Source organism: Guyparkeria hydrothermalis, assembly GCF_023555385.1.
Lineage (GTDB): Bacteria > Pseudomonadota > Gammaproteobacteria > Halothiobacillales > Halothiobacillaceae > Guyparkeria > Guyparkeria hydrothermalis_A.
Window position 1 is genome coordinate 1,647,501 of the sequence record NZ_JAJSED010000001.1, and the last position, 24,355, is coordinate 1,671,855.

The following is a 24,355-nucleotide window of genomic DNA, read 5'->3' on the forward strand; positions in this document are numbered from 1 at the left end:
TCGGCCGGGGGCACCATCCGTGGCTCCCTGTACCAGTCCGCCGTCGCAGCGGGCGTTCCTCCGGCGCAGATCATGCAACTGGCGGAAGTGTTCGGCTGGAAGCTCGATTTCCTGCGTGATGCCCGCGACGGCGACCAGTTCCGGCTGATCTACGAGGTACGCGAGCGCAAAGGCGAGCGCCTGGGCGTCGGCCACATCGTGGCCGCCGAATACGTCAATCGCGGCAAGCGCTACAAGGCCGTTCGCTATACCTCGCCGGACGGCACCGCCGGCTATTACGAGCCGGATGGCAGCAGCCTCGAGCGCGGCTTCCTGCGCTACCCGGTGGAGTTCTCGCGCATCAGCTCGAGCTTCAACCCGAATCGCCTCCATCCGATCCACAACACCGTGCGTCCCCACAACGGGGTCGACCTGGCCGCCCCCACCGGCACCTCGGTCAAGTCGGCCGCCTCCGGACGTGTCACCTTCGTTGGCTGGAAGCACGGTTACGGCAAGGTCGTCCAGGTACGCCACGACAGCAAGAACGAGACGCTCTACGCCCACCTGTCCGGCTTCAAGGCAAACCTCAAGCGCGGCGCGAACGTGGACAAGGGCTCGACCATCGGCTACGTCGGCATGACCGGCGCGGCGACCGGCCCGCACTTGCACTACGAATTCCGGGTAAACGGCAAACCGCTCGATCCGCTCAAGGTCGACCTGCCCGAAGCGAACCCGATCGCCTCGGAGGACCGCAAGGACTTCATCGCCCAGACCCGACAGCCGCTCGAGCAGCTCGCCCGCATTCAGATCGACGTCGAGGGTGAGCAGCCGGTCCACCTGGCCAGCAACGAGCGTGCTGCCGGCGACACGAGTGGCGAGTGACCCTCAGCCTACCGGCCCCGAGTTCTACATCGGGGCCATGACCGGGACAAGCATCGACGGACTCGATCTCTGTCTCTGCGACTTCGCCACTCCGACCCCACGCCTGGTGGCCCACCACCAGCATTTGCTCGACGAATCGCTCGCCACAACCCTGCGCCAGCTTGCCCGCGCCCAGACGGGCGGCCCGCACCCCGAACCGGCTCAGGACGCCATCGACCGACTCGGCGTGGCCGACCGTCAACTGGCGGAGGCCGTGGCGGCGGGCGTGGATCGCCTGCTCGCTGACGCCAAGATCCCGGCCAGCGCAATCCGCGCGATCGGCTCGCACGGCCAGACCGTCCGCCACCGGCCGGGCTGGGGCGACACCTCGTTCACCCTGCAGCTCGGCGATCCCAGTCGCATTGCCGAGCTGACCGGCATTACCGTGACCGCCGACTTTCGCCGCCGCGACATGGCCGCCGGCGGCCAGGGCGCGCCACTCGCCCCGCCGGCCCATGCCGCCCTGTTTCCGCCCGGAGCCGAGGGCCGCATCGTGATCAACCTCGGCGGGATCGCCAATGCCTCCATCTTGCTCCCGGGTGCGGAGCCGCTCGGCTTCGACACGGGCCCCGCCAACACCCTGATGGATGCCTGGCATGCACGTCACCGCGGCGGCCCGTTCGATCACGACGGCCGCTGGGCCGCTAGCGGCCAGGTCAGCAAGCCACTGCTGACGACCCTGCTCTCCGACCCGTTCTTCGCCAGCCCGGCGCCGAAATCGACCGGCCCCGAACACTTTCACCTCGACTGGCTGCGGAGACGCGGCGCCGAGCAGCTGACCTCGCTGCCGGCCGAGGACGTGCAGGCAACCCTGCTGGAGCTGACGGTGGAAAGTGTCGCCGGCGCCATCGCCCCGTGGCTGGACGAGCGACCGGCCATGCCGGTCACGCTCTGCGGCGGCGGCGCCTACAACCAGCGACTGGTCGAACGGCTGCGTGAGCGGCTGGACACATCGGTGGAAAGCAGCGCCGCGCTGGGGATCGCGCCGGAATGCGTCGAAGGGGCGGCATTTGCCTGGCTGGCCAGACAGTTGCTCAACGGCAGGCCCGGCAACGCCCCCGCTGTCACGGGCGCGGCCGGGCCACGGGTGCTAGGAGGGATCTACCCCGCCTGATGGCGGGGTGGCCGATCAGCGGGCGCCGATCGGCCGGTAGTCGCGCGGGCTTTCGCCGACGTAGACCTGGGTCGGGCGGTAGATGCGGTTGTTCGCAATCTGCTCCTTCCAGTGCGCCAGCCAGCCGGCCGTGCGCGAGATGGCAAAGATCGGCGTGAACTGGTCGCGCGGAATGCCGAGCTCGGCATAGAGCAGACCCGAATAGAAGTCGACGTTCGGGTAGACGCCCTTGCCGGCGAGATGCTCGGCCGCCTGGGTCTCGAGCTCGCGGGCGATCTCGTACAGCGGCGAGAGCTGACCGCCGCGATGCTCGCGCAGTTGCTCGAGCAGACCCTGCAGGATGTCGGCGCGCGGGTCCTTGACCTTGTACTCGCGGTGGCCGAAGCCCCAGATCACCTCCTTGTTGGTCAACTTCTGCTGCAACCACGGGCCAACGTTCTCGACCGACCCGATCTCGTCGAGCATGTTCAGCACGCGCTGGTTGGCACCACCGTGCAGCGGACCGGCCAGGGTGCCGATCGCCGAGGCAACCACCAGGTTGGGCGGGGCGAGGGTCGAGCCACAGACCAGCGAGGCGAAGGTCGAGGCATTGAGCGTGTGCTCGGCGTGCAGGATCAGGCAGGCATCCATGATGCGCGCCTCGATCGGGTCCGGCTCGCGCTCGGTCATCATGTAGAGAAAGTTCTCCGCATAGGAAAGGTCCGAGCGCGGCTGGACCGGGTCGTCACCCTTGCGGATGTGCTCCCACATCGCCACCAGCGTCGACATGCTGGCGAGGATCTTGATGATCATCTGCTCGACGAACTCGCTGTCGGCGTTGATGCCGTTCGCCGTCATGCGCTCCTGCCCCGGATAGAACATCCCGAGACTGGCCACGCAGGTCTGCAGCGCTTCCATGGGATGCCCGTCGATGGGCAGGAACTTCATGATGTCGCGAACGTTGTACTTCACGCGCCGGTTGCGGCGCAGCTCGGCGTCGAATTCCGCCAGCTCGAGTGCCGTCGGCAAGTCGCCGTGGATCAGCACCCACGCGGTCTCCTCGAACGTGCTCTGGCGAGCCAGATCCACGATGCGGTAACCACGATAGGTCAGGAGACCGGCCTGACCGTCCAGATACGAAATGGCAGATTGCGCCGCCGGCACACCCTGCAAACCCGGTACGAAATCCATCGACAACGCCTTGTAAAAACCCTGGAAACGCAAGGCGCGGGCTGTGCCCGCGCCTTGACCCGAACGGAATCAGATCGAGAACGAGGAGCCGCAGCCGCAGGTGGTCGCGGCGTTGGGGTTGCGGATCACGAACTGCGCGCCGGAGACATCTTCTTTGTAGTCGATCTCCGCGCCCTCGAGGTACTGGATGCTCATCGGGTCGACCAGCAGGGTCACCCCCGAGCGCTCCACCGCCGTGTCATCCGGCTGGGCCTCCTCCTCGAACATAAAGCCGTACTGGAAGCCCGAGCAGCCGCCCCCGGTGATGAACACGCGCAGCTTCAGATCGGGATTGCCTTCCTCCTCGATCAGGGACTGGACCTTGCGCGCCGCATTCTCGGTAAAAACCAGCGGCGTGGCGTCGGCGGCCGGTTCGGCCACCATGGTATCGGTTGCGTCAGCCATCGCGTTCACCTCAATCGATTGCGCGCCCGGTCGGCCGGCATCAGCCTGCCGGACCGGCAAACCCACAGTCTATCAGACCATTGGCCGATTCATGTCAGCCGGCCACCCCGTTTACGGCGACAGGGCGACCAACTCGAGACCGGCGGTTTCCGAGCAGCCAAGCATCAGGTTCATGTTCTGCACCGCCTGGCCGGCCGCGCCCTTGACCAGGTTGTCGATGACGCTCGAGACCACGAGCATCGGGCCATCCAGGGGACGGTGGACCGCCATGCGGCACAGATTGTTCCCGCGCACGCTGCGGGTTTCCGGATGGCTGTTCGGCGGCATCACGTCGACGAATGGCTCCTCGGCATAATAGCGCTCGTAACGCTGCTGCAGATCGTCCGGCTCGCCCGCCAGCGGCAAGTAGACGGTTGACTCGATGCCGCGCACCATCGGCACCAGGTGCGGCACGAACGTCAGACCGATCTCGCGCTCGGCCACCGCGGTGAGCGTCTGGCGGATCTCCGGCTGGTGGCGATGACCGGCGGCGGCATAGGTGCGCACGCTCTCGCCGGCCTCGGCCATCAAGGTGTGCACCGCCGCGGAACGGCCGGCGCCGCTCGCGCCGGACTTGGTGTCAGCGACAATCCGCTCGTGCTCGACCCAGTCCATACCCATCACCGGCAGGATGGCCAGCGTGGTGGCCGTGACATGGCAACCGGGGTTGGCGACCAGCTGCGCGCCGCGGATCTCGTCCCGGTAGAGCTCGGGCAGCCCGTATACCGCCTGATCGACCCACTCGGGCGAGGCATGCTCCATCCCGTACCAGCGCGACCAGACATCGAGATCCTTGAGGCGATAGTCGGCCGCGAGGTCAATCACCCGCACGCCTTTCTCGAGCAACGCCGGGGCTTCCTGCATGGCAATGCCGTTGGGCGTGGCGAAGAACACCAGATCGCAGGCGTCCAGATCCGTCTCGCCGGGCTCGCTGAACACCAGGTCGGTATGACCGCGCAGGCTCGGATAGAGATCGTCCACCCGTCGCCCCGCCTCGCCGCGGGAGGTCATGGCCACCACCTCGACCTCCGGGTGATGGGCCAACAGGCGCATCAACTCGACCCCGGTATACCCGGTGCCGCCGACGATTCCGATCTTCTTCATTGCTGTGCTCGACTCCTGGTGCGTGGGCTTTTCGACCGGGCGCCACCGAGCGGGCGGCAGCGTTCGAACCCGGCCGATAATCGTGGCATATTAGCAGGGCTTTGCGGCGGCTCTGCCGTCGCGTCCGACCGCTCACCGCTCTTTCTTCCCCCGGGAGGCCCGGCCTGTGACCGCTCTGCTCGCCCGCATCCAGGACTGGCTCGGCCGACCGCTGAGTCGGTTCATCGAGCGGCTCCGGCTGCGGCTGGCCCAGCCGGATGCGCTACTGCAGGTGACGTTGCTGGGCCTGTTCGCGGGGCTCGTCGCCGCACTGATGGTGGTCGCCTTCCGCCTCGCGCTGGAAGGGCTCCAGGTCTACGGACTCGGGCTGCCCGGCGCCGAACGCTACGAATCCCTGCCGGCCGAATGGCGACTGCTGCTGCCCGTCGGCGGCGCCCTGATCCTGGGCCTCGCGTTCCACCTGTTGCCCATCGGCATGCGCAACGTCGGCGTGGGTCACGTGATCATCCGCTTTCACCGCTTCGGCGCCGACCTGCCGTGGCAGAACGCCATCGTGCAGTTCTTCGCCGGCATATGGGGCCTGCTGATCGGCCTGACCGGCGGGCGCGAGGGGCCGGGCATTCATCTCGGCGCCTTCGGCGGCAGCCTGATCGGCCACACCCTCGGCCTGCCGAACAACAGCGTGCGCACGCTGTCAGGCTGTGGCGTGGCCGCGGCCATCTCGGCCGCCTTCAACACGCCGCTGGCCGGGGTGATCTTCGCGCTCGAAGTGGTGATCAAGCAATACACGCTCGCGAGCTTCCTGCCGGTCATCCTCGCCTCGTCGATGGGCGCACTGCTCGCCACCACTGTCTTCGGCCCGGAGGCGGTATTCAACATCGAGATCCACCAGCAGATGTCCTTCTGGGAAGTGCCCACGCTGCTGGGACTGGGCTTGGTGATCGGCGCGATGGCAGCCGGCTATATCCAGATCATCGAGGGCACCATCGCGCGCAGCTGGAAATGGCCGGTCTGGGCCCGGTTCACCGCCGCCGGGGTGGCGACCGGCATCGTCGGCTTCTGGGTGCCGGAGGTGCTTGGCATCGGCTACGACACCACGGATCTGGTTGCCGCCGCCGAACTGACGCTCGGCGCCCTGCTGGTGGTCGCGCTGGCGAAGTGGCTGCTGGCCAGCGTGACCGTCGGCCTGGGCCTGCCGGTGGGCACCATCGCCCCGATCCTGATGATCGGCGCCATGGTCGGCGGCACGCTCGGCAGCCTGCTCTATCACCTCGACCAGATCCCGCTGGCCGACGTGGCCTTCTACACGGTGCTGGGCATGGGCGCGATGATGGGCGCGACCCTGCAGGCGCCGCTGGCCGCCCTGGCGGCAGTACTGGAACTGACCAGCGACACCGGCGCGATCCTGCCGGCGATGATCACCATCGTCGTCTCGGGACTGGTCAGCCGCATGGTCTTCGGCAAGGATGCGCTTTACGACGCCATGCTGCGGGCCAACGACCAGCAAATGCCGGGGCCGTCGCTGTGGTTCAACGGCGACAACATCGGCGTGTCGAGCATCATCGAGCGGCGAGTCGCCGAGGTGACCTGCCCCTGCAACCTGGCCCGCTTCGAACAGGCGCTGGAGGACAAGCCGGCCTGGATCGTCCTGCGTGACGAGGAACGTAACGCCATGGGCGTGATCCGCTACGCCCCGGCCCGGGCCGCTTATGACCAGATCTTCAATCAGGCGCTGTTCGATGCACAGGCCGAGGCCGACCGGGCTGCCAGGGAACAAGCCGAGCCGAACCTGGATGAGGCGGCCACAACCCTCGACGAGGGCAGCGAGGCGCCTGCCACCCGGCCGGAGGAGACCGAAGAGGCGACCGCGCAGACGGCGGATGCCGAGGTGCTGGCCGCGAACGTACGCGAGAACGTCGTCATCGACCCGGCAGAGATCAGCGGTTTCTACCGTGCCGCCGACGTCGAAGTGGGCTTCACGCTCACCCAGGCGCAGCGCGTGATGCGGGAGCAGGATGTCGGCGTCCTGGTCGCGCGCCGCATGCTCGGCTCCAAGCAGGCCCGCACGCTGGGCGTGATGACCGCAGCGATGCTCGAGCAGGCAATCGTGGAACGTTGACGCGCCTCCGCTCACGGCGGACACTTTGCTCCCCGGCGGCCAGTCCGCCTAGTGCGGGCCGACCGCCTGCTCACTGCCACACGAGGGTTCGACATGACGCACCGCATCCACATCGACCACAGCCGACCCGACGGCAACGCGCCGGCCCATGATGCCGGCCGTCGCCGCCTGCTGCTGGGCGGCGCGGGCGCACTGCTATCGCTGGGCCTAGCCGGCTGCCAGTCAAAAGAGAGCATCGCGCTCGAGGGCGTGACCGTGCAGCACCTCGACGGCAAGCCGGTTGCCCTGGATTCGATCAAGGGCAAGCCCACCGTGATCACCTTCTGGGCGACCACCTGCCCGGGTTGCGTCAAGGAAATCCCCCACATCCAGGACCTGCACGACAAGTACGCCGAGCGTGGCGTCAACGTGGTGGGGCTGGCCATGAGCTACGACCCGCTCGACCAGATCAACGCCATGGTCAAGCAGAAGGACATGACCTACACCATCTGGCAGGACAAGACGGGGCGTGGCGCCGAGGTCTTCGGCCCGGTGCGGGTCACGCCGACGACCTTCATCCTCGATCGCGAAGCCCGAATCGCCTATCAGAAGATCGGCCTGGTCGACATGGATCGGGTCGAGGGGCTCATCGAGGGCTTGCTCGAATCGGCCTGATCTCCTGCGCCGACAACGCCCCGCGAGCCGGGGCGTTTTTCGTTACACTGGGAGCCTTTGCGCGCGGTGAAGTGTCCGCCGCCGTTGATTCTGCAACCTTCAGCGAGTCGGAAAGCGCTTAGCGGCAAGGCATGTCTCGCCGTGAATGGCAACGTCCTTCACAAGAGACATAACGCCGCCGATGAGCGCTTTCCGGCTCGCCCTCCGGGAGCGCGCCTGAGCCGACATTGCGGCGTTGCACCCCTTGCGAAGGACGTTGCCATTCACGGCAGAGCGCGCCTTGCCCTGTCGGCTCAGGCGCGCTCTGAATGTCACGGAATCAACGGCGGCGGACACTAGCGCCGCGGCTGACACAGTCAGGGGAGCCCGTTTCCAGGTCATGAACATCTCCATCAAGACCCCCGAGGAAATCGAGAGGATCCGCATTGCCAGCCAGCTGGCAGCGGAGGTGCTGGTGCTGCTGCGCGAGCACGTCAAGCCCGGCGTGACCACCGGCGAGCTCAACGAAATCGCCCACAAGCACATCACCGAAGTCCAGGGCGGCACACCGGCCACGCTCGGCTACCACGGCTTCCCCGCCTCGATCTGCACCTCGCTCAACCATCAGGTCTGCCACGGCATCCCGGCTGACAAGACCTTGCGTGACGGCGACATCCTCAATATCGACGTCACCGTGATCAAGGACGGCTGGCACGGCGACACATCGGCGATGTACACGGTCGGCAAACCGTCCGTGCGCGCCCAGCGCCTGATCGACGTCACCTACGAGGCCATGATGAAGGGCATCGAGATGGTGCGCCCCGACGCGACCCTCGGCGACATCGGCCACGCCATCCAGACGCATGCCGAAGCGAGCGGCTTTTCCGTGGTCCGCGAATACTGCGGCCACGGCATCGGCCGCAACTTCCACGAGGACCCGCAGGTGGTCCACTACGGCAAGCCGGGCGAAGGCGTGCACCTCAAGGAAGGGATGGTGTTCACCATCGAGCCAATGATCAACGCCGGCAAGAAGGAGATCAAGCTGCTGGGCGACGGCTGGACGGTGGTCACCAAGGACCACTCCCTGTCGGCCCAGTGGGAGCACACGGTCGCCGTGACCGCGGACGGGGTCGACATCCTCACCCAGCCGCCGGCCTGATCCCATGCACACTGTTCCCGAAGGCCGCTTCGGCGACCAGACCACGTTTCCCGCCGACCGCCCGCTCGCCCGCCAGCTCGAGACACTCAACCAGCACTGGGCCGAGGCACTGGCCGACGAGCACAGCGCCCGCGACTTCATCGACGAGGTCACCGCGCGCGTCGACAGCGCGCTGCGCAGCCTCTGGGACGACAAGCTTGCCGACACGCCCTGCGCGCTGGTCGCCGTGGGCGGCTACGGCCGGGGCGAGATGTTCGTCCATTCGGACATCGACATCATGGTGCTCACGCCGGATCACGCCCATGACGACGCGGTCCAGGCCTTTCTCTACACCCTGTGGGACACCGGCCTGTCCATCGGCTATGCGGTGCGCAGCCTCGAGGAGTGCGTGGAGGCAGCCGAGGATCCCACCGTCTACACCAGCCTGATCGAATCGCGGCTGATCGCCGGCGACGAGGACCTGCTCGCGCGGCTGGACACGGCCATCCGCGATGATGCGACCTTCGACCCGGCCTGGTTCTTCGCTGCCAAGCTCGACGAGCAGCAGGACCGCTACGAGTCGCACGACAACGTCGGCACCAAGATCGAGCCGCACATCAAGGAAGGCCCCGGCGGCCTGCGCGACCTGCACACCATCCGCTGGCTGGCCAACCGCATCGACGGCGCGCCCACGCTCGCCGGCATGCACCGCGCCGAGTTGCTGCGCGACGACGAATTCCAGGCCCTGGCGCGGGCCCAGTCGCTGCTGTTCCGCATCCGCATCGGCTTGCACGGCCTGTCCGAGCGCTCGGAGGAGCGCCTGCTGCTCACCCATCAGAAAACGCTCGCCGGCGCGTTCGGCTACCAGGGCGAGCAAGACGGCAACCTCGCGGTCGAGCGCTTCATGCAGCACTTCTTCCGCGCCACGATCGAGGTCGAGCGCCTGAACCAATTGCTGATCCAGCGGTGGCGCGAGCGGCTACACCCGGAAATCCTCGAGCCGGTCGAACGGCTCAACCCGCGCTTCATCATGCGCGGCCGGCTGATCGAGACCCGCGACGCGCAGGTGTTCATGCGCTCGCCCACCGCGATCCTCGAGCTGTTCCTGCTGCTCGCCGAGCATCCGGAACTCGAGGGCATGACCGCGGCGACCGCCCGCCAGCTGCGCGCCAACCTGTCGGTGATCGACGCCGGCTTCCGCAAGAACCGCCAGGCCAAGGCCCTGTTCCTGCGCCTGCTGCGCGCGGATCGCGGCGTCTATCTCGCGCTGCGTAACATGAACCTCACCCGGGTGCTGGCCGCCTACATCCCGGCCTTCGCACCGATCGTCGGCCTGATGCAGTTCGACCTGTTCCATGCCTACACGGTCGATACCCATACCCTGCTGGTGATCCGCAATCTGCGTCGCCCCGCCCTGCCGGAACACCGGGACGAGAATCCTACCGCCGCCGAGGCCTTCTCTCGCATCCCGCATCCGGAGGTGCTTTACCTGGCCGGGCTGTTCCACGACATCGCCAAGGGCCGTGGCGGCGACCACGCCGAGCTCGGGGCAAGCGACGCGCGCGAGTTTGCCCGCGAACACGGCCTGCCCCGCGCCGACATCGACCTGGTCGGCTGGCTGGTCGAGCAACATCTTGCGCTGTCGTTCACCGCGCAACGCCAGGATATCGAGGACCCCGAGGTGATCCGTCGCTTCGCCGAGCAAGTCGGCACCCCGGAGCGGCTCGACTACCTCTACCTGCTGACGGTGGCCGACATCCGCGCCACCAACCCGCAGCTGTGGAATTCCTGGCGCGACACGCTCCTCAAGCGGCTGTTCGAATTGACTCACCAGCACTTCGCCGAGGGTGTGCGCTCCTCGGCGCAGATCGTGCGCGAGACCCGTCGTGACGCCAATCGCCAGGGCTCCAGCGAGGGCATGGACGCGGCCAAGCTCGCCGCCTGGCTCTCCGGCATGCCGGAGGAGTACTTCCTGCGCAACGAGATCGACAACATCCTGCGTCACTCGCGGGTGGCGGTCGACGCCGACCTGCCGGCGCTGACGATCAACGACGACCCGCAGCACCAAGCCACCCAGATCCTGATCCTCGCCCAGAACCACCCCGCCCTGTTCGCCCACGTGGTCGCCGGCATCGACCGCGAGGGCCTGAACGTCCAGTCGGCCAACATCACGGTGATCCCCCGCCCGCTGGTAGCCGAGAGCGGCCTGAATGCGGTCGATGACGAGGGCAATCGCGAGCAGCTGCCCGAATCGGAATTGATCCTGCTGGAGTTCTTCGTTCTCGACCGCGAGGGCCACGCGGTCAGCGACCCGGGCGCCATCGAGGCCCTGCACGAACGACTCGAAGGTGTGATCCATCGTCCGGAACAGGCCCTGTCGGTGACGCGCCGACGCACCCCGGCGCAGCTCTCGAGCCTCGACGTCGACACCGAGGTGGAATTCGTCGCCGACATCGCCCGGGCGCGCACCATGATCCAAGTGCTGGCCAAGGACCGCCCCGGCCTGCTCGCCGATCTCTCCGACACCCTCTGGCGCATGGGCGCGATCCTGCTGCACGCGCGCATCGCCACGCTGGGCGAGCGGGCCGAGGATGCCTTCTTCGTGGTGGATCAGTACGGCCATCCGATCAACGACCGCGACCACCAGCAGGCGATCGCCGACGCGCTGATCCGGGCCGCCAAGGGCAGCCAGGACCAGAAGCAGGGCGAGAAGGAAGCATGAGTCCGATCGACCACACCTTGGCCGCCAACCAGCCACCGGGCGACTGGGCACTGATCGACGAGCAGCGCGACTTCCTGGTGGTTGCCAAGCCCGAGCGGATGCTCTCGGTGCCCGGCATCGGCCCGGACAAGCAGGACTGCCTGATCACGCGGGTGCAGATGGAATTCCCCGAGGCGCGCATCGTCCATCGGCTCGACTGGGACACCTCGGGCCTGCTGGTACTGGCACGCAATGCCCGCGCCCACTCGTTTCTTTCCAAGGCCTTCGCCGACCGGCGGGTCGACAAGACCTACGTCGCACTGATCGACGAGTCGCTGGAGCCGGCCGAGGGCCTGATCGACCTGCCGATCGGCAAGGACCCCGAACGCCGGCCGCGCTACCGCATCGACCCGGAACGCGGCCGACCGTCGCAGACGCGCTACCGCGTGGCGGCTACCGAGAAGGCGGCCGTGCGGGTGATCCTCGAGCCGATCACAGGCCGCTCGCACCAGCTGCGCGTGCACCTGCTTGCCCAGGGGCGGCCGATCCAGGGCGACACGCTTTACCACCCCGAGGGCGAGCGGCACGACCGGCTGATGCTGCATGCCATGCGTCTGGCCTTCCCGGATCCGGAGCACCCCACCAAGCCGATGGCCGACTACGAGTTGGACGCGCCGTTCTAGCCGGCCGGCCTGCTCGAATCAGCCCGATCCGAGCAACTCGATCGCATTGCCGTCGGGGTCACGAAAGAACAGCGCATCGCGTCCCGAGCGCGAGCCCGTGAACGGGACCCCGTTGGCATCCAGTCGTTCGGCGAACGGCGCGGTCGCGCCGACCCGCAGGGCGAAGTGCCGGTCACGCCCGCCATGCGCCGGGCGCCCCTCGCGCGGATCGGGACCGGGCAGTTCGAGCAGATGCAGGGCCTGGTCGCCGCCGAGCGACAGCCAGGCACCGGGGAAGCCGAGGTCGGGGCGCGGCAGGACCGCCAGCCCCAGCACCTCGGCATAGAAGCGGCAAGCCGCGTCGGCATCGCTCACCAGCAGGCTGACATGGTCTAGCCCGCGTACGTCACGGCGGTTCTCGGCTTCGCTCATACTGGCCTCGTTCATGTGTTCTCCCGGCTCGGCGGTCGCGGCGATCGGATCAGGGGCCTATAATGCCCGGCCGCGCCACCACCGCAAGACTCGACGACTCCCGGCATGAATTCCAATCTCGACCGACTGCACCCCTACCCCTTCGAGAAACTCGCCGAGCTCAAGGCCGGCGCCGAACCGCCGACCGACCGCAAGCACATCCCGCTGTCGATCGGCGAGCCGCGCCACGCCCCGCCGGCGATCGTGCTCGACACCCTGCGCGATGCCCTGCCGGAGATTGCCCGCTACCCGGCGACGAAGGGCGAGCCGGCACTGCGCGAGGCGATGGCCGGCTGGCTGACCCGCCGCTTCAGCCTGGACGAGGGCCTGCTCGACCCGGAGGCCAACGTGCTACCGGTCGCCGGCACCCGCGAGGCGCTGTTCGCCATCGCCCAGGCGGTGGTCGACCGCAATACCGGCGATCAGCCGCCGGTGGTGCTGATGCCCAACCCCTTCTACCAGATCTACGAGGGCGCGGCCCTGCTGGCAGGCGCCGAGCCGTACTACTACCCGACGCTGCCGGAGAACGGCTTTCTGCCCGATTTCGAGGCCATCCCAGAGTCGATCTGGCAGCGTGCCCAGCTGCTGTACGTCTGCTCGCCGGGCAACCCCAGCGGCGCGGTGATCGACGCACCGCGCTACCGCGAGCTGCTGGCCCGCGCCGCGCGCTTCAACGTGGTAATCGCCGCCGACGAGTGTTATTCCGAAATCTATTTCGACGAAGAACAGCCACCCACCGGCCTGCTCGAGGTGGCTGCCACCCGTGACGGCGACGAACCGTTCCGGAACGTGATCGTCTTCCACAGCCTCTCCAAGCGCTCCAATCTCCCCGGCCTGCGCTCCGGGCTGGTCGCCGGGGACGCCGCCGTCCTCAAGCGCTTCCTGCGCTATCGCACCTACCAGGGCTGCGCCCTGCCACTGCCGACCCAGCAGGCCAGCATCACGGCTTGGAACGACGAGGCGCACGTGCGCGCCAACCGCGACTTCTACCGCGAGAAATTCGACGCGGTGCTCGACATCCTCGATCCGGTCGACGGCATCGAGGTGCGCCGCCCCGACGCGGGCTTTTACCTCTGGGCCCGCGTCGAGGGCGACGAGCGCGACTTCGCCCGCCGCCTGTTCGCCGAGCAGAACGTCACCGTCCTGCCGGGGCGATTCCTGTCGCGCGAGGCCGATGGCGTAAACCCCGGGGCGGGGTTCGTTCGGATGGCGTTGGTGGCCGAGCTCGAGGATTGCGTCGAGGCGGCCAAGCGGATTCGGGCGATGCTTTCCTAAGGCGCCCCACCTGAGGGCGGCTCGGCCTATCGACGTTCAAGTGAGGGTGGGTTTTCGCACGCCGCTTGGCCCAAACAGGCTGCGTTCGGAACGCGTTGCCCGCCGCGCGAGCCCCTTTTCTTGCGTGTCCAAGAAAAGGGGCAAAAAGAAGGACACCCCACGCCCTGGCCCTTCGGGCCTTCTTCCCCGGACCGTCGTCCGGGAAAGAAGCCTTGCGACCGGCGGCTGGCTTCGGGGTCGGCTCAACGTGACCTCCTGTCACGCCGAGCCTCAGAGCGACGTCCATGTCGCTCCGACCCCGATCCACCCACCGGTCGCAAGGCAGGACGACAAGGGGGCTTGGTTCCCAACCATCCGGCAATGTCACTCAACTCTTCAAGGCAACTGCCCCCTAGGAACTGGGGTTTCAGGTGCAATCGGAGGGTCAATCCCCTTGTGCCTTGCCTCGCGGGCGAGGGATTGCAGGGTCTGGCCGGCATGGACGCCGGCCAGAGGTTCGCCGCGACAGGACGTCGCGTCGAACCGACCCGTCCGCAATCGCTCGTTCGCGAGGCCGATCGGCGCGGATGCAATCCGTGACGATCGGGCCCGCAGGGCCAAGGTATCGGGGTGTCCTTCTTTTGGTCGGTTTTCTTGGACAAGCAAGAAAATCGACTCGCACGCCCGACACCCGGGCTCGGCAAGAACCCCTCCGCGAAACCGGCGTGCGAAAACCCTGACGGTTCCTCTACAGGCAACCCACACCTTGGGAAACAAACGCCAACAACGATCTGTTGTTACAATAACTGCCAGCAGATTTATCCCATTTCCCGGCCGACCCCAACAGGTCGGCCGCTCGTTTTTGCAAACATTTTCAGGAGCATCCGATGGACATCAATGCCATTCGCGACACCATCGAGTCGGCCTTCGAGCGCCGTGCCGAGATCAACCCGTCCAACGCTTCAGCCACTGTTGTCGAAGCAGTCGAAAGGGCGCTGGCCAGCCTGGACGACGGCTCCCTGCGTGTCGCCGAGCGCCGCGGCGTCGGCGACTGGCAGGTCAACGAGTGGCTGAAGAAGGCCGTGCTGCTGTCGTTCCGCCTGCGCAACAACGAGGTGGTCTCCGGCGGCGACGTGAACTACTTCGACAAGGTGCCGACCAAGTTCGCCGACTGGGATCAGGCTCGCTTCGAGCAAGCCGGCATGCGCGTCGTGCCGAACGCCGTCGCCCGCCGCGGCAGCTTCATCGCCAAGAACACCGTGCTGATGCCCTCCTACACCAACATCGGCGCCTACGTCGACGAAGGCACCATGGTCGACACCTGGGCGACGGTCGGCTCCTGTGCCCAGATCGGCAAGAACGTCCACCTCTCCGGTGGCGTCGGCATCGGCGGCGTGCTCGAGCCGCTGCAGGCCGCCCCGACCATCATCGAGGACAACTGCTTCATCGGCGCGCGCTCCGAGATCGTCGAGGGCGTGATCGTCGAGGAAGGCGCGGTGATCTCGATGGGCGTCTACATCGGCCAGTCGACCAAGATCTACGACCGCGAGACCGGCGAGATCCACTTCGGCCGCGTCCCGGCCGGCTCGGTGGTCGTCTCCGGCAGCCTGCCGTCCAAGGACGGCTCCTACAGCCTCTACTGCGCGGTGATCGTGAAGAAGGTCGACGAGAAGACCCGCAGCAAGGTCGGCATCAACGAGCTGCTGCGCGACGTGTAACCGCGGCCGGGGCATCCCGGCTCGTGACGCAAAAAGGCCCGGGACTTCCCGGGCCTTTTTTGTGCGCGGTGAATCAGTTGCCCCGTCGCCCGACTCCGTGGGTGACGAACCCCGGGCCGTTGTGACCGGGCCCCTCGTTGAGCAGCACCTTACCCTCGGCGAGGATCAGCCACTCGACGCCGGGCAAATCCTGGGAGAGGTCGCTGGCGCGCACCAGCATGTCGGCCCGCTTCGGACCGCCACTCTGGTAGGCCAGCTGGCGCGGATGGAACAGCTCCACGACCAACAGCCCGCCCGGGCGCAGGGCGCTGACCGCACGACGATAGACATCCCGACGCGCCTCCGGCTCGAAGTGCAGGTAGATCAGGACGACCGCGTCGAAACCGTCTTCCTCCCAGTCCCAGGCGGTGAGATCGGCACAGTGCACCGCCAGGCTGACGTCACGCTCGTCCGCCAGCTGGCGCGCCTTGTCGCAACCGACCGTGGAGTAGTCGACCGTGGTGACGTCGAACCCCTTTTCGGCAAGCCAGACGCCGTTACGCCCCTCACCGTCACCCAGCACCAGCACCCGAGCGCCGGGCGGCAGGCGGTAGATCTGGCTGACGAGGAACTCGTTGGGATGGGTCCCATAGAGGAAGTCCACCTGCCCGTACTTCTCGTTCCAATCAATCATTGCCGTTCCAGGGTTCCGACATGTCGCGTCCGTGTGCAGGGAGGGAGATCGCAGTCTAGCAGGCGGGGGCCGAGTCCGCGTCGGTAGGGAACACCACGCGGAAGCAGCTGCCCTTGCCGGGCGTGCTCTCGATCGCCAAGCGGGCCGAGTGACGCAAGGCGACGTGCTTGACGATCGCCAAACCCAGACCGGTGCCGCCGCGCGAACGCGAGCGACCGACATCGATGCGGTAGAACCGCTCGGTCAGGCGCGGAATGTGCCGCGCCTCGATACCGATGCCCGAATCGCAGACCGAAAACACCGGCCTGCCCCGCTCGTCACGCGACCAGCGCACCACCACCCGGCCACCGGCCGGGGTGTACTTCACCGCATTGAAGACGAGATTGGAAAAGGCCGACTGCAACTCCCGCGGCACGCCCCACAGGATCAGCCCATCGTCGAGTTCCGACTCGATCCGGTGACCCTCCTCGCCAGAGATCAGGCGCGCGTCGTTGAGGATCGGCTCGATCAGCCGCGCGACGTCGATCGGCTCGAACAGCTCCACGTCGGGCTGCGATGTCTCCAGACGGGAAAGCAGCAGCAGGTCCTCGACGATGCGCCGCATCCGGTCGGCCTGCTGGTGCATGTTCGACAGGATGCGGTGCATCTGCGGGTCCTGCCCCTCGTCGGTGTCGAGCAGCGTCTCGACGTAGCCGGCGAGCACCGTCAGCGGCGTGCGCAATTCGTGGGAGACGTTGGCGACGAAATCCTGCCGTACCCCCTGAAGCCGATGCAGGGCCGTGACGTCGCGACCGATCAGCAGGAAGCGGTCCGAGCCGTAGGGCTCCATGCGCAGGCTCAGGCTGCGGGCCTCATCCCCCGGCGCGGTGATCTCGAGCGGCGGGGTTTCCGGCCCGTGGGCCAGCCATTCGGTAAAGGCCGGTGCGCGCCAAAGATTGTCGACGCGCAGACCGATATCCGAGCGGCCGAACCCCAACATTTCGATCGCCGCCAGGTTGAGCCATTCGATCTGCCGGTCCTCGGTCAACACCACCATCGCATCCGGGACGGACATCGCGGAGTGGTGATATCGCTTGAGCAGCCGCACCAGACGTCGCTGGCGCCGGAACCAGGCCCGGCGAAGACGGCGCTGGCGCGCCTGGACGAGCCCGGGCAGCCCCCAGACCGGCCGCCGATGCCAGGTCACCGGCAGACTGCGGGCAAGATAGGCCAGCCGCACCAGCAGGCTCAGGGAATAGACGGCAAATCCCAGGGCCACCGCCCAGCCCCAGTGCGCGCCCCAGCCGACCGACTCGCCGACGATGCCCATCACCAGCGCCAGCAACGCGGCGGCAGCCAGCAGGGCCACCTCCTCGCGCCAGGCACGCAGCCTCGCCTGGGCCCGACGTGCCCGTCGGGCGCGGACACGGCGCTCGATCTGATCGCCCTCGTCCGGGTGGGTGGCCAACGGCAGCCTGGGATCGGCCTGGTTCATCGATACCTCGTCTCTCGGCGGGTTCAGTGCGCCGAGAGACGGTACCCGACCCCGCGCACGGTCTGGATCAGGCCATCATACCCGCTGGGTGTAAGCACCTTGCGCAGGCGCAGGATGTGAACGTCGACGGTGCGTTCCTCGACGTAGGCGTTCTGCCCCCAGACTCGATCGAGCAGTTGCGCTCGTGTGAAGACGCGGTCCGGGTGCTTCATGAAGAAGGCAAGCAGGCGAAACTCGGTCGGGCCGATGTCGATCGGCTGGTCGGCCGCCGTCACCCGGTAGCTCTCCTGGTCGAGCTTGAGACCGGCCACGTCCAGCACCGGGTTTTCCGTCTCGGGGGAGGCGCGCCGCAGCACCGCCTTGATGCGGGCCATCAGCTCCCGGGGCGAGAAGGGCTTGGTGACATAGTCGTCCGCGCCGGCCTCCAGCCCGCTGACCTTGTCCTCCTCCTCGCCGCGCGCGGTGAGCATCACGATCGGCACGTCCTTGGTGAGCTCGTCGCGCTTGATGCGTCGGGCGAACTCGATGCCGCTGGCACCGGGCAGCATCCAGTCGAGCAGGATCAGGTCCGGCTGCCGATCGGCCAGGCACTCGTAGGCCTCCTGCACATCGGCTGCCTCCACCAGTTCGTAACCCGCGCGCCCCAGCGCGAAGGCCACCATCTCGCGAATCGGCTTTTCGTCTTCGACAATCAGTATGGTCTTTTGCATCGATCCGTCCCGGCCTCGGCCGGTCCTCGCGGCGTTGATGATTGGGTCTCGCGGGTATTACACGTCCCTGCGATGACAACAACATGACAAGATGACAGCATGACGGCGCCGCGTCCGCCACAATCGGGCTAGAATACCGCCCTCTCGACGCTCGAAACCGGTGCCCAGCATGACCAAAGCCGATCCAGACATCGTTGCGCTCGACGTGACCCGCGCCCTGGAAGAGGACGTCGGCACGGGCGACGTCTCCGCCCAGCTGATCCCGGCCAACCAGACGGCTCACGCCCGCATCATCAGCCGCGAGCCGGCGGTGCTTTCCGGCATCAGCTGGGCGGACGCCACCTTCCGGCGTGTCTCCCCGGCGGTGCGTGTCGAGTGGGCGGCGGCCGACGGCGACGAGCTGTTCCCCGAGCAGAGCCTGTGCCTGGTCAGCGGCCCGGCACGCGCCATGCTCACCGCCGAGCGGGTCGCCCTCAATTTCCTGCAGACACTGAGCGCGACCGCGACGGTCACGCGGCAATTCGTCGAGGCAGTCGAAGGCACCGGGGCGCAGATCCTCGATACCCGCAAGACCCTGCCGGGGCTGCGTTACGCGCAGAAACGGGCCGTGACCGACGGCGGCGGCATGAACCACCGCATGGGCCTGCACGACATGGTCATGCTCAAGGAGAATCACATTCGCGCCGCCGGCTCGATCACCGAAGCGGTGCGCGCCGCCGGCGTGATCGCCCGCGACCTGCCGCTGGAGGTGGAAGTGGAGACGCTCGAGCAGCTCGAGGAGTCGCTCACCGCCGGTGTCACGCGGGTATTGCTGGACAACTTCTCGCTGGATCAGCTGCGACAGGCGGTGGAGATGAACGGCGGGCGCGCCAAGCTGGAGTCGTCAGGCAATGTCTCGCTGGAGACGGTGCGCGACGTGGCCGAGACCGGGGTGGACTACATTTCCATCGGCGCGCTGACGAAGCACATCCAGGCCGTCGACCTGTCGATGCGCTTCATCGACTGAGTCGGACGACCGCGATCAGTCGAACTCGTAGTAGTGGTGATCGAGGTAGGCGGTGACCGCATCGACCTCCTCGTCGAACCACGGCAGGCCGAAATTGGTCGCACAGCCCTGGACCATGGTGCGGAGGCTCTCGTAGTCCCCCATGTTCCCTTCGTCGGCACGTGCCTCGAACCAGTCGTCGTCATGCGGAACCATGTGGCATTCGGAACAGTTTTCGGCGAACAGTTCCTCGCCCCAGGAGACGTCCGGCTCGGCGGCCACCGGGGCGGCCAGCAGAAGGCCGGCGACAAGGCTGAGTGCCAAGGTCGGGATTGATGTCGTTCGAGTCGTCCTGATCCACATGGCAAAGCCACTCCATTTTTGCTGCAATTTGCTGCTGGGCCGGTTTGCCAGGCCACAACAAATTCGAGTTTAGAACCCCATCTTTGATAGGAAAATTAATTTTTCCTATCCCGAAAAACAATTTTCACTTGAAAGGCCTATCGATGATCACCGTCTATGGCATTCCGAACTGCGACACCGTGAAGAAGGCCCGCAAGTGGCTGGATGCGCAGGGCTTGAGCTACGAGTTCCACGACTACAAGAAGGCCGGCGTGCCGGCAGAACGACTGGATGGCTGGCTCGATCGCTTCGGCTGGGAGACGGTGATCAATCGTCGGGGCATGAGCTGGCGCCGCCTGCCGGCCGAGGAACGCGAGGCCATGAACGCCGGGCGCGCCCGGGAAGCGGCCCTGGCCAATCCGAGCCTGATCAAGCGCCCGGTCGTGGAAAGCGGTGAACAAATTCTGATCGGCTTCGATGCCGACGAGTGGCAGGAGACACTGGCATGAGCGACCCAACCATCGATCTCGCGCGGGATCTCATCCGGCGCCCCTCGGTCACCCCGGACGACCAGGGCTGCCAGCCGCTGATCGCCGGACGCGTCGCGCCGCTCGGATTCGCGATCGAATCGCTGCGCTTCGAGGAAGTCGACAACCTCTGGGCCATGCACGGCCGGCAGGGGCCGCTGTTCGTCTTTGCCGGCCACACCGACGTGGTGCCGACGGGCGAGTCGTCACGCTGGACCTACCCGCCGTTCGGCGCGGAGATCCATGGCGGGCGGCTCTACGGCCGCGGGGCCGCGGACATGAAAGGCTCGGTGGCCGCCTTCGTGACCGCCGTCGAGCGCTTCCTCGCTCGCCAGCCTGAACCGGCCTTCCGGCTGGGCTTTCTGATCACCAGCGACGAGGAAGGGCCGGCCCAGCACGGCACCAAGCGCGTCATGCAGTGGCTGCGCGAGAAGGGCGTGTCGATCGACTGGTGCCTGGTGGGCGAACCATCCAGTCGCAACCGGCTCGGCGACGAGTTCAAAATCGGCCGGCGCGGGTCGATCACCGGCAATCTCGTGATCGAGGGGCGCCAGGGCCACGTCGCCTACCCGCACCTGGCCGACAACCCGGTGCATCGCGCCGCGCCGTTCCTCGACGAACTGGTGAACATCGAGTGGGACCAGGGCAACGCCCACTTCCCGCCGTCCAGCCTGCAGATTGCCAACATCCACGCCGGCACCGGGGCGAACAACGTCATCCCCGGCGAGCTCGAGGTCCAGTTCAACCTGCGCTTCAACACCGAGACCTCGGTCGAGACGATCAAGGCGCGCGTCGCCGAACTGCTCAGGCGCCACGGCCTGTCCTACCGGATCGACTGGCATCTCTCGGGCGAACCGTTCCTCACCCGGGACGACGGCCCGATGGTCGGCGCGGTCGAACGGGCCGTCGGCGGCGTATTGGGCGATACCCCGACGCCCTCGACGGCCGGCGGCACCTCGGACGGGCGCTTCATCGCGCCGACCGGAACGCAGGTGATCGAACTGGGGCCGCTGAACGCCACCATCCATCAGATCGACGAGCACGTCGCCGTCGAGGACCTCAAGACCCTCTCGGCCATCTACGAGCGACTGCTCGACGAACTCGATCAGGAAGCGCGGCGACTGGCCGGATAAGGCGGGCAGAAAGGGGTGGCGCCGCCCGGCGAGATGGAGGGCGGCGCCGAATCGAAGTGCTTAGAGCAGGACCAGGTTGTCCCGGTGCACCAGCTCGTTCTCCTCGCGGTAGCCGATGACCTCGGCGATCTCCTGGCTTGACCGCTGCACCAGGCGGGCGGCGTCAGCGCTGGGGTAGTTGACCAGCCCCCGGGCGAACTCGCGCCCGTCGGCATCGACGATCGACACCAGCTCGCCGCGGGCGAACTGCCCCGAAACTGCCGAGACCCCCACCGGTAGCAGCGAACGCCCCTGCTCGGCCACGGCGCGCGCCGCCCCGGCATCGACCCGCAGCTGGCCGCGCACCCGCAGCTGGCCGGCGAGCCACTGCTTGCGCGCGGCCAGACGGTTGGTGGCCGGGTGGAAATGCGTGCCCAGCGGTTCGCCCGCGGCCAGCCGGCAGAGCACGTCGGACTCGCTGCCCGCGGCGACGATGGTGGCCGCCCCGGAACGGGCAGCGCGCTTGGCCGCGAGCACCTTGGTGTACATGCCGCCGCGACCGAGACGCCCGCCTTCCGGCGAGGCCATGGACTCCAGCACGGGATCGCCGGCGGTCACCTCAACGAGCAGGTTCGCGTCGGGCTGTTTGCGCGGATCGGCCTCGAACAGGCCCGGCTGGTCGGTGAGGATGACCAGCATGTCCGCCTCGACCAGGTTGGCCACCAGCGCGGCCAGGGTATCGTTGTCGCCGAAGCGGATCTCGTCGGTGGCGACCGTGTCGTTCTCGTTGACCACCGGCACCACGCCCAGGTCCAGCAGGGTACGCAGGGTGCTGCGGGCGTTGAGGTAACGCTCGCGGTCGACCAGGTCCTCGTGGGTCAGCAGGATCTGCGCCGAGTGGGTGTCGAAGCGGGCCAGCCCTTCGGCATAGGCCTCGACCAGTCCCATCTGGCCGACGGCGGCAGCCGCCTGCAGCTTGGGCAGGGATTCGGGCCGCTCCTCCCAGCCGAGCCGAGCCATGCCTTCGGCGACCGCGCCGGAGGTGACGATCACGATCTCGCGACCCTCGCGACGCAACTCGGCCAGCTGACGCGCCCAGGCGGCGATCGCCTCCCGGTCCAGCCCACGGCCGTCGCCGGTGACCATCGCCGAACCGATCTTCACCACCCAGCGCTGGTAGCCCCTGACCTCGTCACGCATGCTCAGCCCTCCGTCGACGACCCCGATCGGCCGTCCTGCTTGTCGCGCTCACGCGCCCACTCGGCCTCGAGGTATTCGAGGATCGCCCAGACCAGCGGCTGCGTGCCGGTCTTGTCCAGCGCGCTGATGGCGAAGACCGGACCATCGAGGCCGATCTCGTCGACGAAGCGCTGCCTGAGCGCCTCGATATTCGCCTCGCGCTCGTCCTCCGGCCAGACGTCGATCTTGTTGAGTACCAGCCAGCGCGGCCGTTCGGCGAGCGACTCGTCGTACTTCTCGAGCTCTTCCTCGATAGCCGCGACGCTCTCGACCGGATCGACCTCGTCATAGGGTGCCACATCGACCACGTGCAGCAGCAGGTTGGTGCGCGCCAGATGCTTGAGGAAGCGGATGCCCAGACCCGCGCCCTCGGCCGCGCCCTCGATCAGCCCCGGGATGTCGGCGACCACGAAGCTGCGGTGCGGCTCGGGGGCGACCACGCCGAGGTTGGGGTAGAGCGTGGTGAACGGGTAGTTGGCGACCTTGGGCCGGGCGTGCGAAATCGCGCGGATCAGGGTCGACTTGCCGGCGTTCGGCTGGCCGAGCAGGCCGACGTCCGCCAGTACCTTGAGCTCCAGGCGCAGGCGGCGGTCGTCGCCGGGCGTGCCGTCGGTCTTCTGCCTAGGTGCGCGGTTGACCGAGCTCTTGAAGCGGGTGTTGCCCAGACCGTGCCAGCCGCCCTTGGCGACCAGCAGCTCGGCACCGGCCTCGACCACCTCGCCGATGACCTCGCCGGTGTCCTCGTCGTGCACCACGGTACCCAGCGGCACGTGGACGTGCAGATCGTGGCCCTTCTTGCCGGTCATGTTGCGCCCGGCGCCGTTCTTGCCGCGCTCGGCCTCGTAATGACGCTGGAAACGGAAGTCGGCGAGCGTGTTGAGGTTCTGGTCGCCGAGCAGGTAGACCGAGCCGCCGTCACCGCCGTCGCCGCCGTCCGGTCCGCCGTAGGGCACGTACTTCTCGCGGCGAAAGCTCACCACGCCATTGCCGCCATCGCCGGCCTTGACCTTGATGGTGGCTTCATCGACAAATTTCACGACACGATCCCCGCAATTTCCCGCTCGTTGACGAGCTGACCACAAACACGAAAGCCCCGCACGCAGGCGGGGCTCAGACGGCAGTCACCGGCCAGCCGAGCTGACCGTCGACTTACATCGCGCCAGCTTAGGCCGACTCGATGCTGACGAAACGGCGGCTCTTCGGACCCTTGGTCTCGAACTTCACCTGGCCGTCGGTCAGGGCGAACAGGGTGTAGTCGCGGCCGACGCCTACGTTGCTGCCGGCGTGGAACTTGGTGCCACGCTGACGAACGATGATGCTGCCAGCGGAGACGGATTCGCCACCGAAGCGCTTCACGCCGAGGCGCTTGCTTTCACTGTCGCGACCGTTCCGGGTAGAGCCCGCTGCTTTTTTATGTGCCATGGTTCAAGTCTCCTGGTCTGGATACCGGGCGCTTAGGCGCTGATACCGGTAATCTTGATTTCGGTGTAGGCCTGACGATGGCCCTGACGCTTCATGTGGTGCTTGCGGCGGCGGAACTTGATGATGTCCACCTTCTTGCCGCGGCCCTGGCCGACGATCTCGGCGGTGACGCTCGCGCCATCAACGGTGGGGGTGCCCACCTTGATGTCAGAGCCGTCGCCGACCATCAAAACCTGATCCAGCGTCACGGTGCTGCCGGCTTCGCCAGAGAGCTTCTCGACGCGCACCTTGCTGCCTTGCTCGACGCGGTACTGCTTACCGCCGGTAACGACCACTGCGTACATGCTGTAAAACCCGAATGTTTATGCGTAATGGGGCCGACGACTCATTGCTGCCACCGGCCG

Annotated in this window: 24 protein-coding genes (1 of these 24 running past the window's edge); 12 read left to right on the plus strand and 12 right to left on the minus strand. The window is 67.2% G+C overall.

The features are described from left to right. On the plus strand, nt 1–861 hold the 3' portion of the coding sequence (locus LV476_RS07655) for a peptidoglycan DD-metalloendopeptidase family protein (RefSeq protein ID WP_250074954.1). 711 nt of this gene lie to the left of the window's left edge; only the last 861 of its 1,572 coding nucleotides appear in the window; the start codon falls outside the window, past its left edge; it ends in the stop codon at nt 859–861. Next, entirely contained in the window at nt 851–2,014 is a 1,164-nt protein-coding gene (locus LV476_RS07660; protein ID WP_349666003.1) for an anhydro-N-acetylmuramic acid kinase, read from the plus strand. The genes LV476_RS07655 and LV476_RS07660 overlap by 11 nt, the downstream gene beginning before the upstream one ends. A gap of 15 nt (nt 2,015–2,029) precedes the next feature. Here the strand turns inward: LV476_RS07660 and LV476_RS07665 are convergent, their stop codons facing one another. From LV476_RS07665 to argC, 3 genes are all read right to left on the minus strand, one after another. After that, nucleotides 2,030–3,184 (minus strand): citrate synthase, encoded by a 1,155-nt coding sequence (locus LV476_RS07665; protein WP_250074960.1) that lies wholly within the window; start codon nt 3,182–3,184, stop codon nt 2,030–2,032. Between the two features lie 69 nt (nt 3,185–3,253). Next, nucleotides 3,254–3,628 carry an iron-sulfur cluster insertion protein ErpA gene (gene erpA, locus LV476_RS07670; protein WP_250074962.1) on the minus strand — a complete coding sequence of 125 codons (375 nt, stop codon included), beginning with the start codon at nt 3,626–3,628 and terminating at the stop codon, nt 3,254–3,256. 111 nt (nt 3,629–3,739) lie between these two features. Further along, a complete protein-coding gene (gene argC, locus LV476_RS07675; RefSeq protein WP_250074964.1) occupies nt 3,740–4,771 on the minus strand; it encodes an N-acetyl-gamma-glutamyl-phosphate reductase in 1,032 nt (343 codons plus the stop codon). Between the two features lie 166 nt (nt 4,772–4,937). Here argC and LV476_RS07680 point away from each other — a divergent pair, with 166 nt between their 5' ends. From LV476_RS07680 to LV476_RS07700, 5 genes are all read left to right on the plus strand, one after another. Further along, nucleotides 4,938–6,890, plus strand: a complete 1,953-nt coding sequence (locus tag LV476_RS07680; protein WP_250074966.1) for a chloride channel protein — start codon at nt 4,938–4,940, stop codon at nt 6,888–6,890. Nucleotides 6,891–6,983: 93 nt separating this feature from the next. Continuing rightward, nucleotides 6,984–7,544, plus strand: coding sequence for a peroxiredoxin family protein (locus LV476_RS07685; protein WP_250074968.1), 561 nt, complete (start codon nt 6,984–6,986; stop codon nt 7,542–7,544). A 379-nt stretch (nt 7,545–7,923) separates the two neighbouring features. Beyond that, the gene (map, locus tag LV476_RS07690) at nt 7,924–8,682 is read left to right on the plus strand and encodes a type I methionyl aminopeptidase (protein ID WP_250074971.1); all 759 of its coding nucleotides are present in this window, start codon (nt 7,924–7,926) and stop codon (nt 8,680–8,682) included. A 4-nt stretch (nt 8,683–8,686) separates the two neighbouring features. Beyond that, on the plus strand, nt 8,687–11,383 hold the full coding sequence (gene glnD, locus LV476_RS07695; protein ID WP_250074973.1) for a [protein-PII] uridylyltransferase: 2,697 nt from the start codon (nt 8,687–8,689) through the stop codon (nt 11,381–11,383). Next, nucleotides 11,380–12,045 (plus strand): RluA family pseudouridine synthase, encoded by a 666-nt coding sequence (locus tag LV476_RS07700; RefSeq protein ID WP_250074975.1) that lies wholly within the window; start codon nt 11,380–11,382, stop codon nt 12,043–12,045. Before glnD ends, LV476_RS07700 begins: the two co-directional genes overlap by 4 nt. 18 nt (nt 12,046–12,063) lie before the next feature. Here LV476_RS07700 and LV476_RS07705 read toward each other — a convergent pair whose 3' ends face one another. Beyond that, nucleotides 12,064–12,471: a VOC family protein gene (locus LV476_RS07705; protein WP_250074977.1), complete on the minus strand. Its 408-nt coding sequence runs from the start codon at nt 12,469–12,471 to the stop codon at nt 12,064–12,066. 90 nt (nt 12,472–12,561) lie between these two features. On the opposite strand from LV476_RS07705, the gene dapC reads away from it, so the two are divergent. Both dapC and dapD read left to right on the plus strand, forming a co-directional pair. After that, nucleotides 12,562–13,770 (plus strand): succinyldiaminopimelate transaminase, encoded by a 1,209-nt coding sequence (gene dapC / locus LV476_RS07710; RefSeq protein WP_250074979.1) that lies wholly within the window; start codon nt 12,562–12,564, stop codon nt 13,768–13,770. Nucleotides 13,771–14,642: 872 nt separating this feature from the next. Beyond that, entirely contained in the window at nt 14,643–15,467 is an 825-nt protein-coding gene (gene dapD / locus LV476_RS07715) for a 2,3,4,5-tetrahydropyridine-2,6-dicarboxylate N-succinyltransferase (protein ID WP_250076296.1), read from the plus strand. 73 nt (nt 15,468–15,540) lie between these two features. Here dapD and LV476_RS07720 read toward each other — a convergent pair whose 3' ends face one another. From LV476_RS07720 to phoB, 3 genes are read right to left on the minus strand one after another with little or no spacing between them, the layout of a single operon-like run. Next, complete coding sequence (locus tag LV476_RS07720; protein WP_250074980.1) at nt 15,541–16,140, minus strand: SAM-dependent methyltransferase; 600 nt, start codon at nt 16,138–16,140, stop codon at nt 15,541–15,543. A gap of 55 nt (nt 16,141–16,195) precedes the next feature. Beyond that, complete coding sequence (phoR, locus tag LV476_RS07725; RefSeq protein WP_250074982.1) at nt 16,196–17,614, minus strand: phosphate regulon sensor histidine kinase PhoR; 1,419 nt, start codon at nt 17,612–17,614, stop codon at nt 16,196–16,198. A gap of 23 nt (nt 17,615–17,637) precedes the next feature. Further along, complete coding sequence (gene phoB, locus LV476_RS07730; protein WP_250074984.1) at nt 17,638–18,324, minus strand: phosphate regulon transcriptional regulator PhoB; 687 nt, start codon at nt 18,322–18,324, stop codon at nt 17,638–17,640. Between the two features lie 169 nt (nt 18,325–18,493). On the opposite strand from phoB, the gene nadC reads away from it, so the two are divergent. Continuing rightward, nucleotides 18,494–19,330, plus strand: a complete 837-nt coding sequence (nadC, locus tag LV476_RS07735) for a carboxylating nicotinate-nucleotide diphosphorylase (RefSeq protein WP_250074986.1) — start codon at nt 18,494–18,496, stop codon at nt 19,328–19,330. 15 nt (nt 19,331–19,345) lie between these two features. Here nadC and LV476_RS07740 read toward each other — a convergent pair whose 3' ends face one another. Continuing rightward, on the minus strand, nt 19,346–19,672 hold the full coding sequence (locus tag LV476_RS07740) for a c-type cytochrome (RefSeq protein ID WP_250074989.1): 327 nt from the start codon (nt 19,670–19,672) through the stop codon (nt 19,346–19,348). 143 nt (nt 19,673–19,815) lie between these two features. Between LV476_RS07740 and LV476_RS07745 the strand changes: the two genes are divergently transcribed. Together LV476_RS07745 and dapE are read left to right on the plus strand one after the other, a co-directional pair. Next, entirely contained in the window at nt 19,816–20,160 is a 345-nt protein-coding gene (locus LV476_RS07745) for an ArsC family reductase (protein WP_250074990.1), read from the plus strand. Continuing rightward, nucleotides 20,157–21,311, plus strand: a complete 1,155-nt coding sequence (gene dapE / locus LV476_RS07750) for a succinyl-diaminopimelate desuccinylase (protein WP_250074993.1) — start codon at nt 20,157–20,159, stop codon at nt 21,309–21,311. Before LV476_RS07745 ends, dapE begins: the two co-directional genes overlap by 4 nt. Before the next feature lie 60 nt (nt 21,312–21,371). Here the strand turns inward: dapE and proB are convergent, their stop codons facing one another. The 4 genes from proB to rplU all read right to left on the minus strand — a co-directional run bounded on the left by proB (nt 21,372) and on the right by rplU (nt 24,295). Next, on the minus strand, nt 21,372–22,490 hold the full coding sequence (gene proB, locus LV476_RS07755; protein WP_250074995.1) for a glutamate 5-kinase: 1,119 nt from the start codon (nt 22,488–22,490) through the stop codon (nt 21,372–21,374). A 2-nt stretch (nt 22,491–22,492) separates the two neighbouring features. Beyond that, a complete protein-coding gene (gene cgtA / locus LV476_RS07760) occupies nt 22,493–23,566 on the minus strand; it encodes an Obg family GTPase CgtA (protein ID WP_250074997.1) in 1,074 nt (357 codons plus the stop codon). A 127-nt stretch (nt 23,567–23,693) separates the two neighbouring features. Continuing rightward, nucleotides 23,694–23,951, minus strand: a complete 258-nt coding sequence (gene rpmA / locus LV476_RS07765) for a 50S ribosomal protein L27 (protein ID WP_058574800.1) — start codon at nt 23,949–23,951, stop codon at nt 23,694–23,696. A 32-nt stretch (nt 23,952–23,983) separates the two neighbouring features. Beyond that, nucleotides 23,984–24,295: a 50S ribosomal protein L21 gene (gene rplU, locus LV476_RS07770; protein ID WP_058574801.1), complete on the minus strand. Its 312-nt coding sequence runs from the start codon at nt 24,293–24,295 to the stop codon at nt 23,984–23,986. Nucleotides 24,296–24,355: the final 60 nt, after the last annotated feature.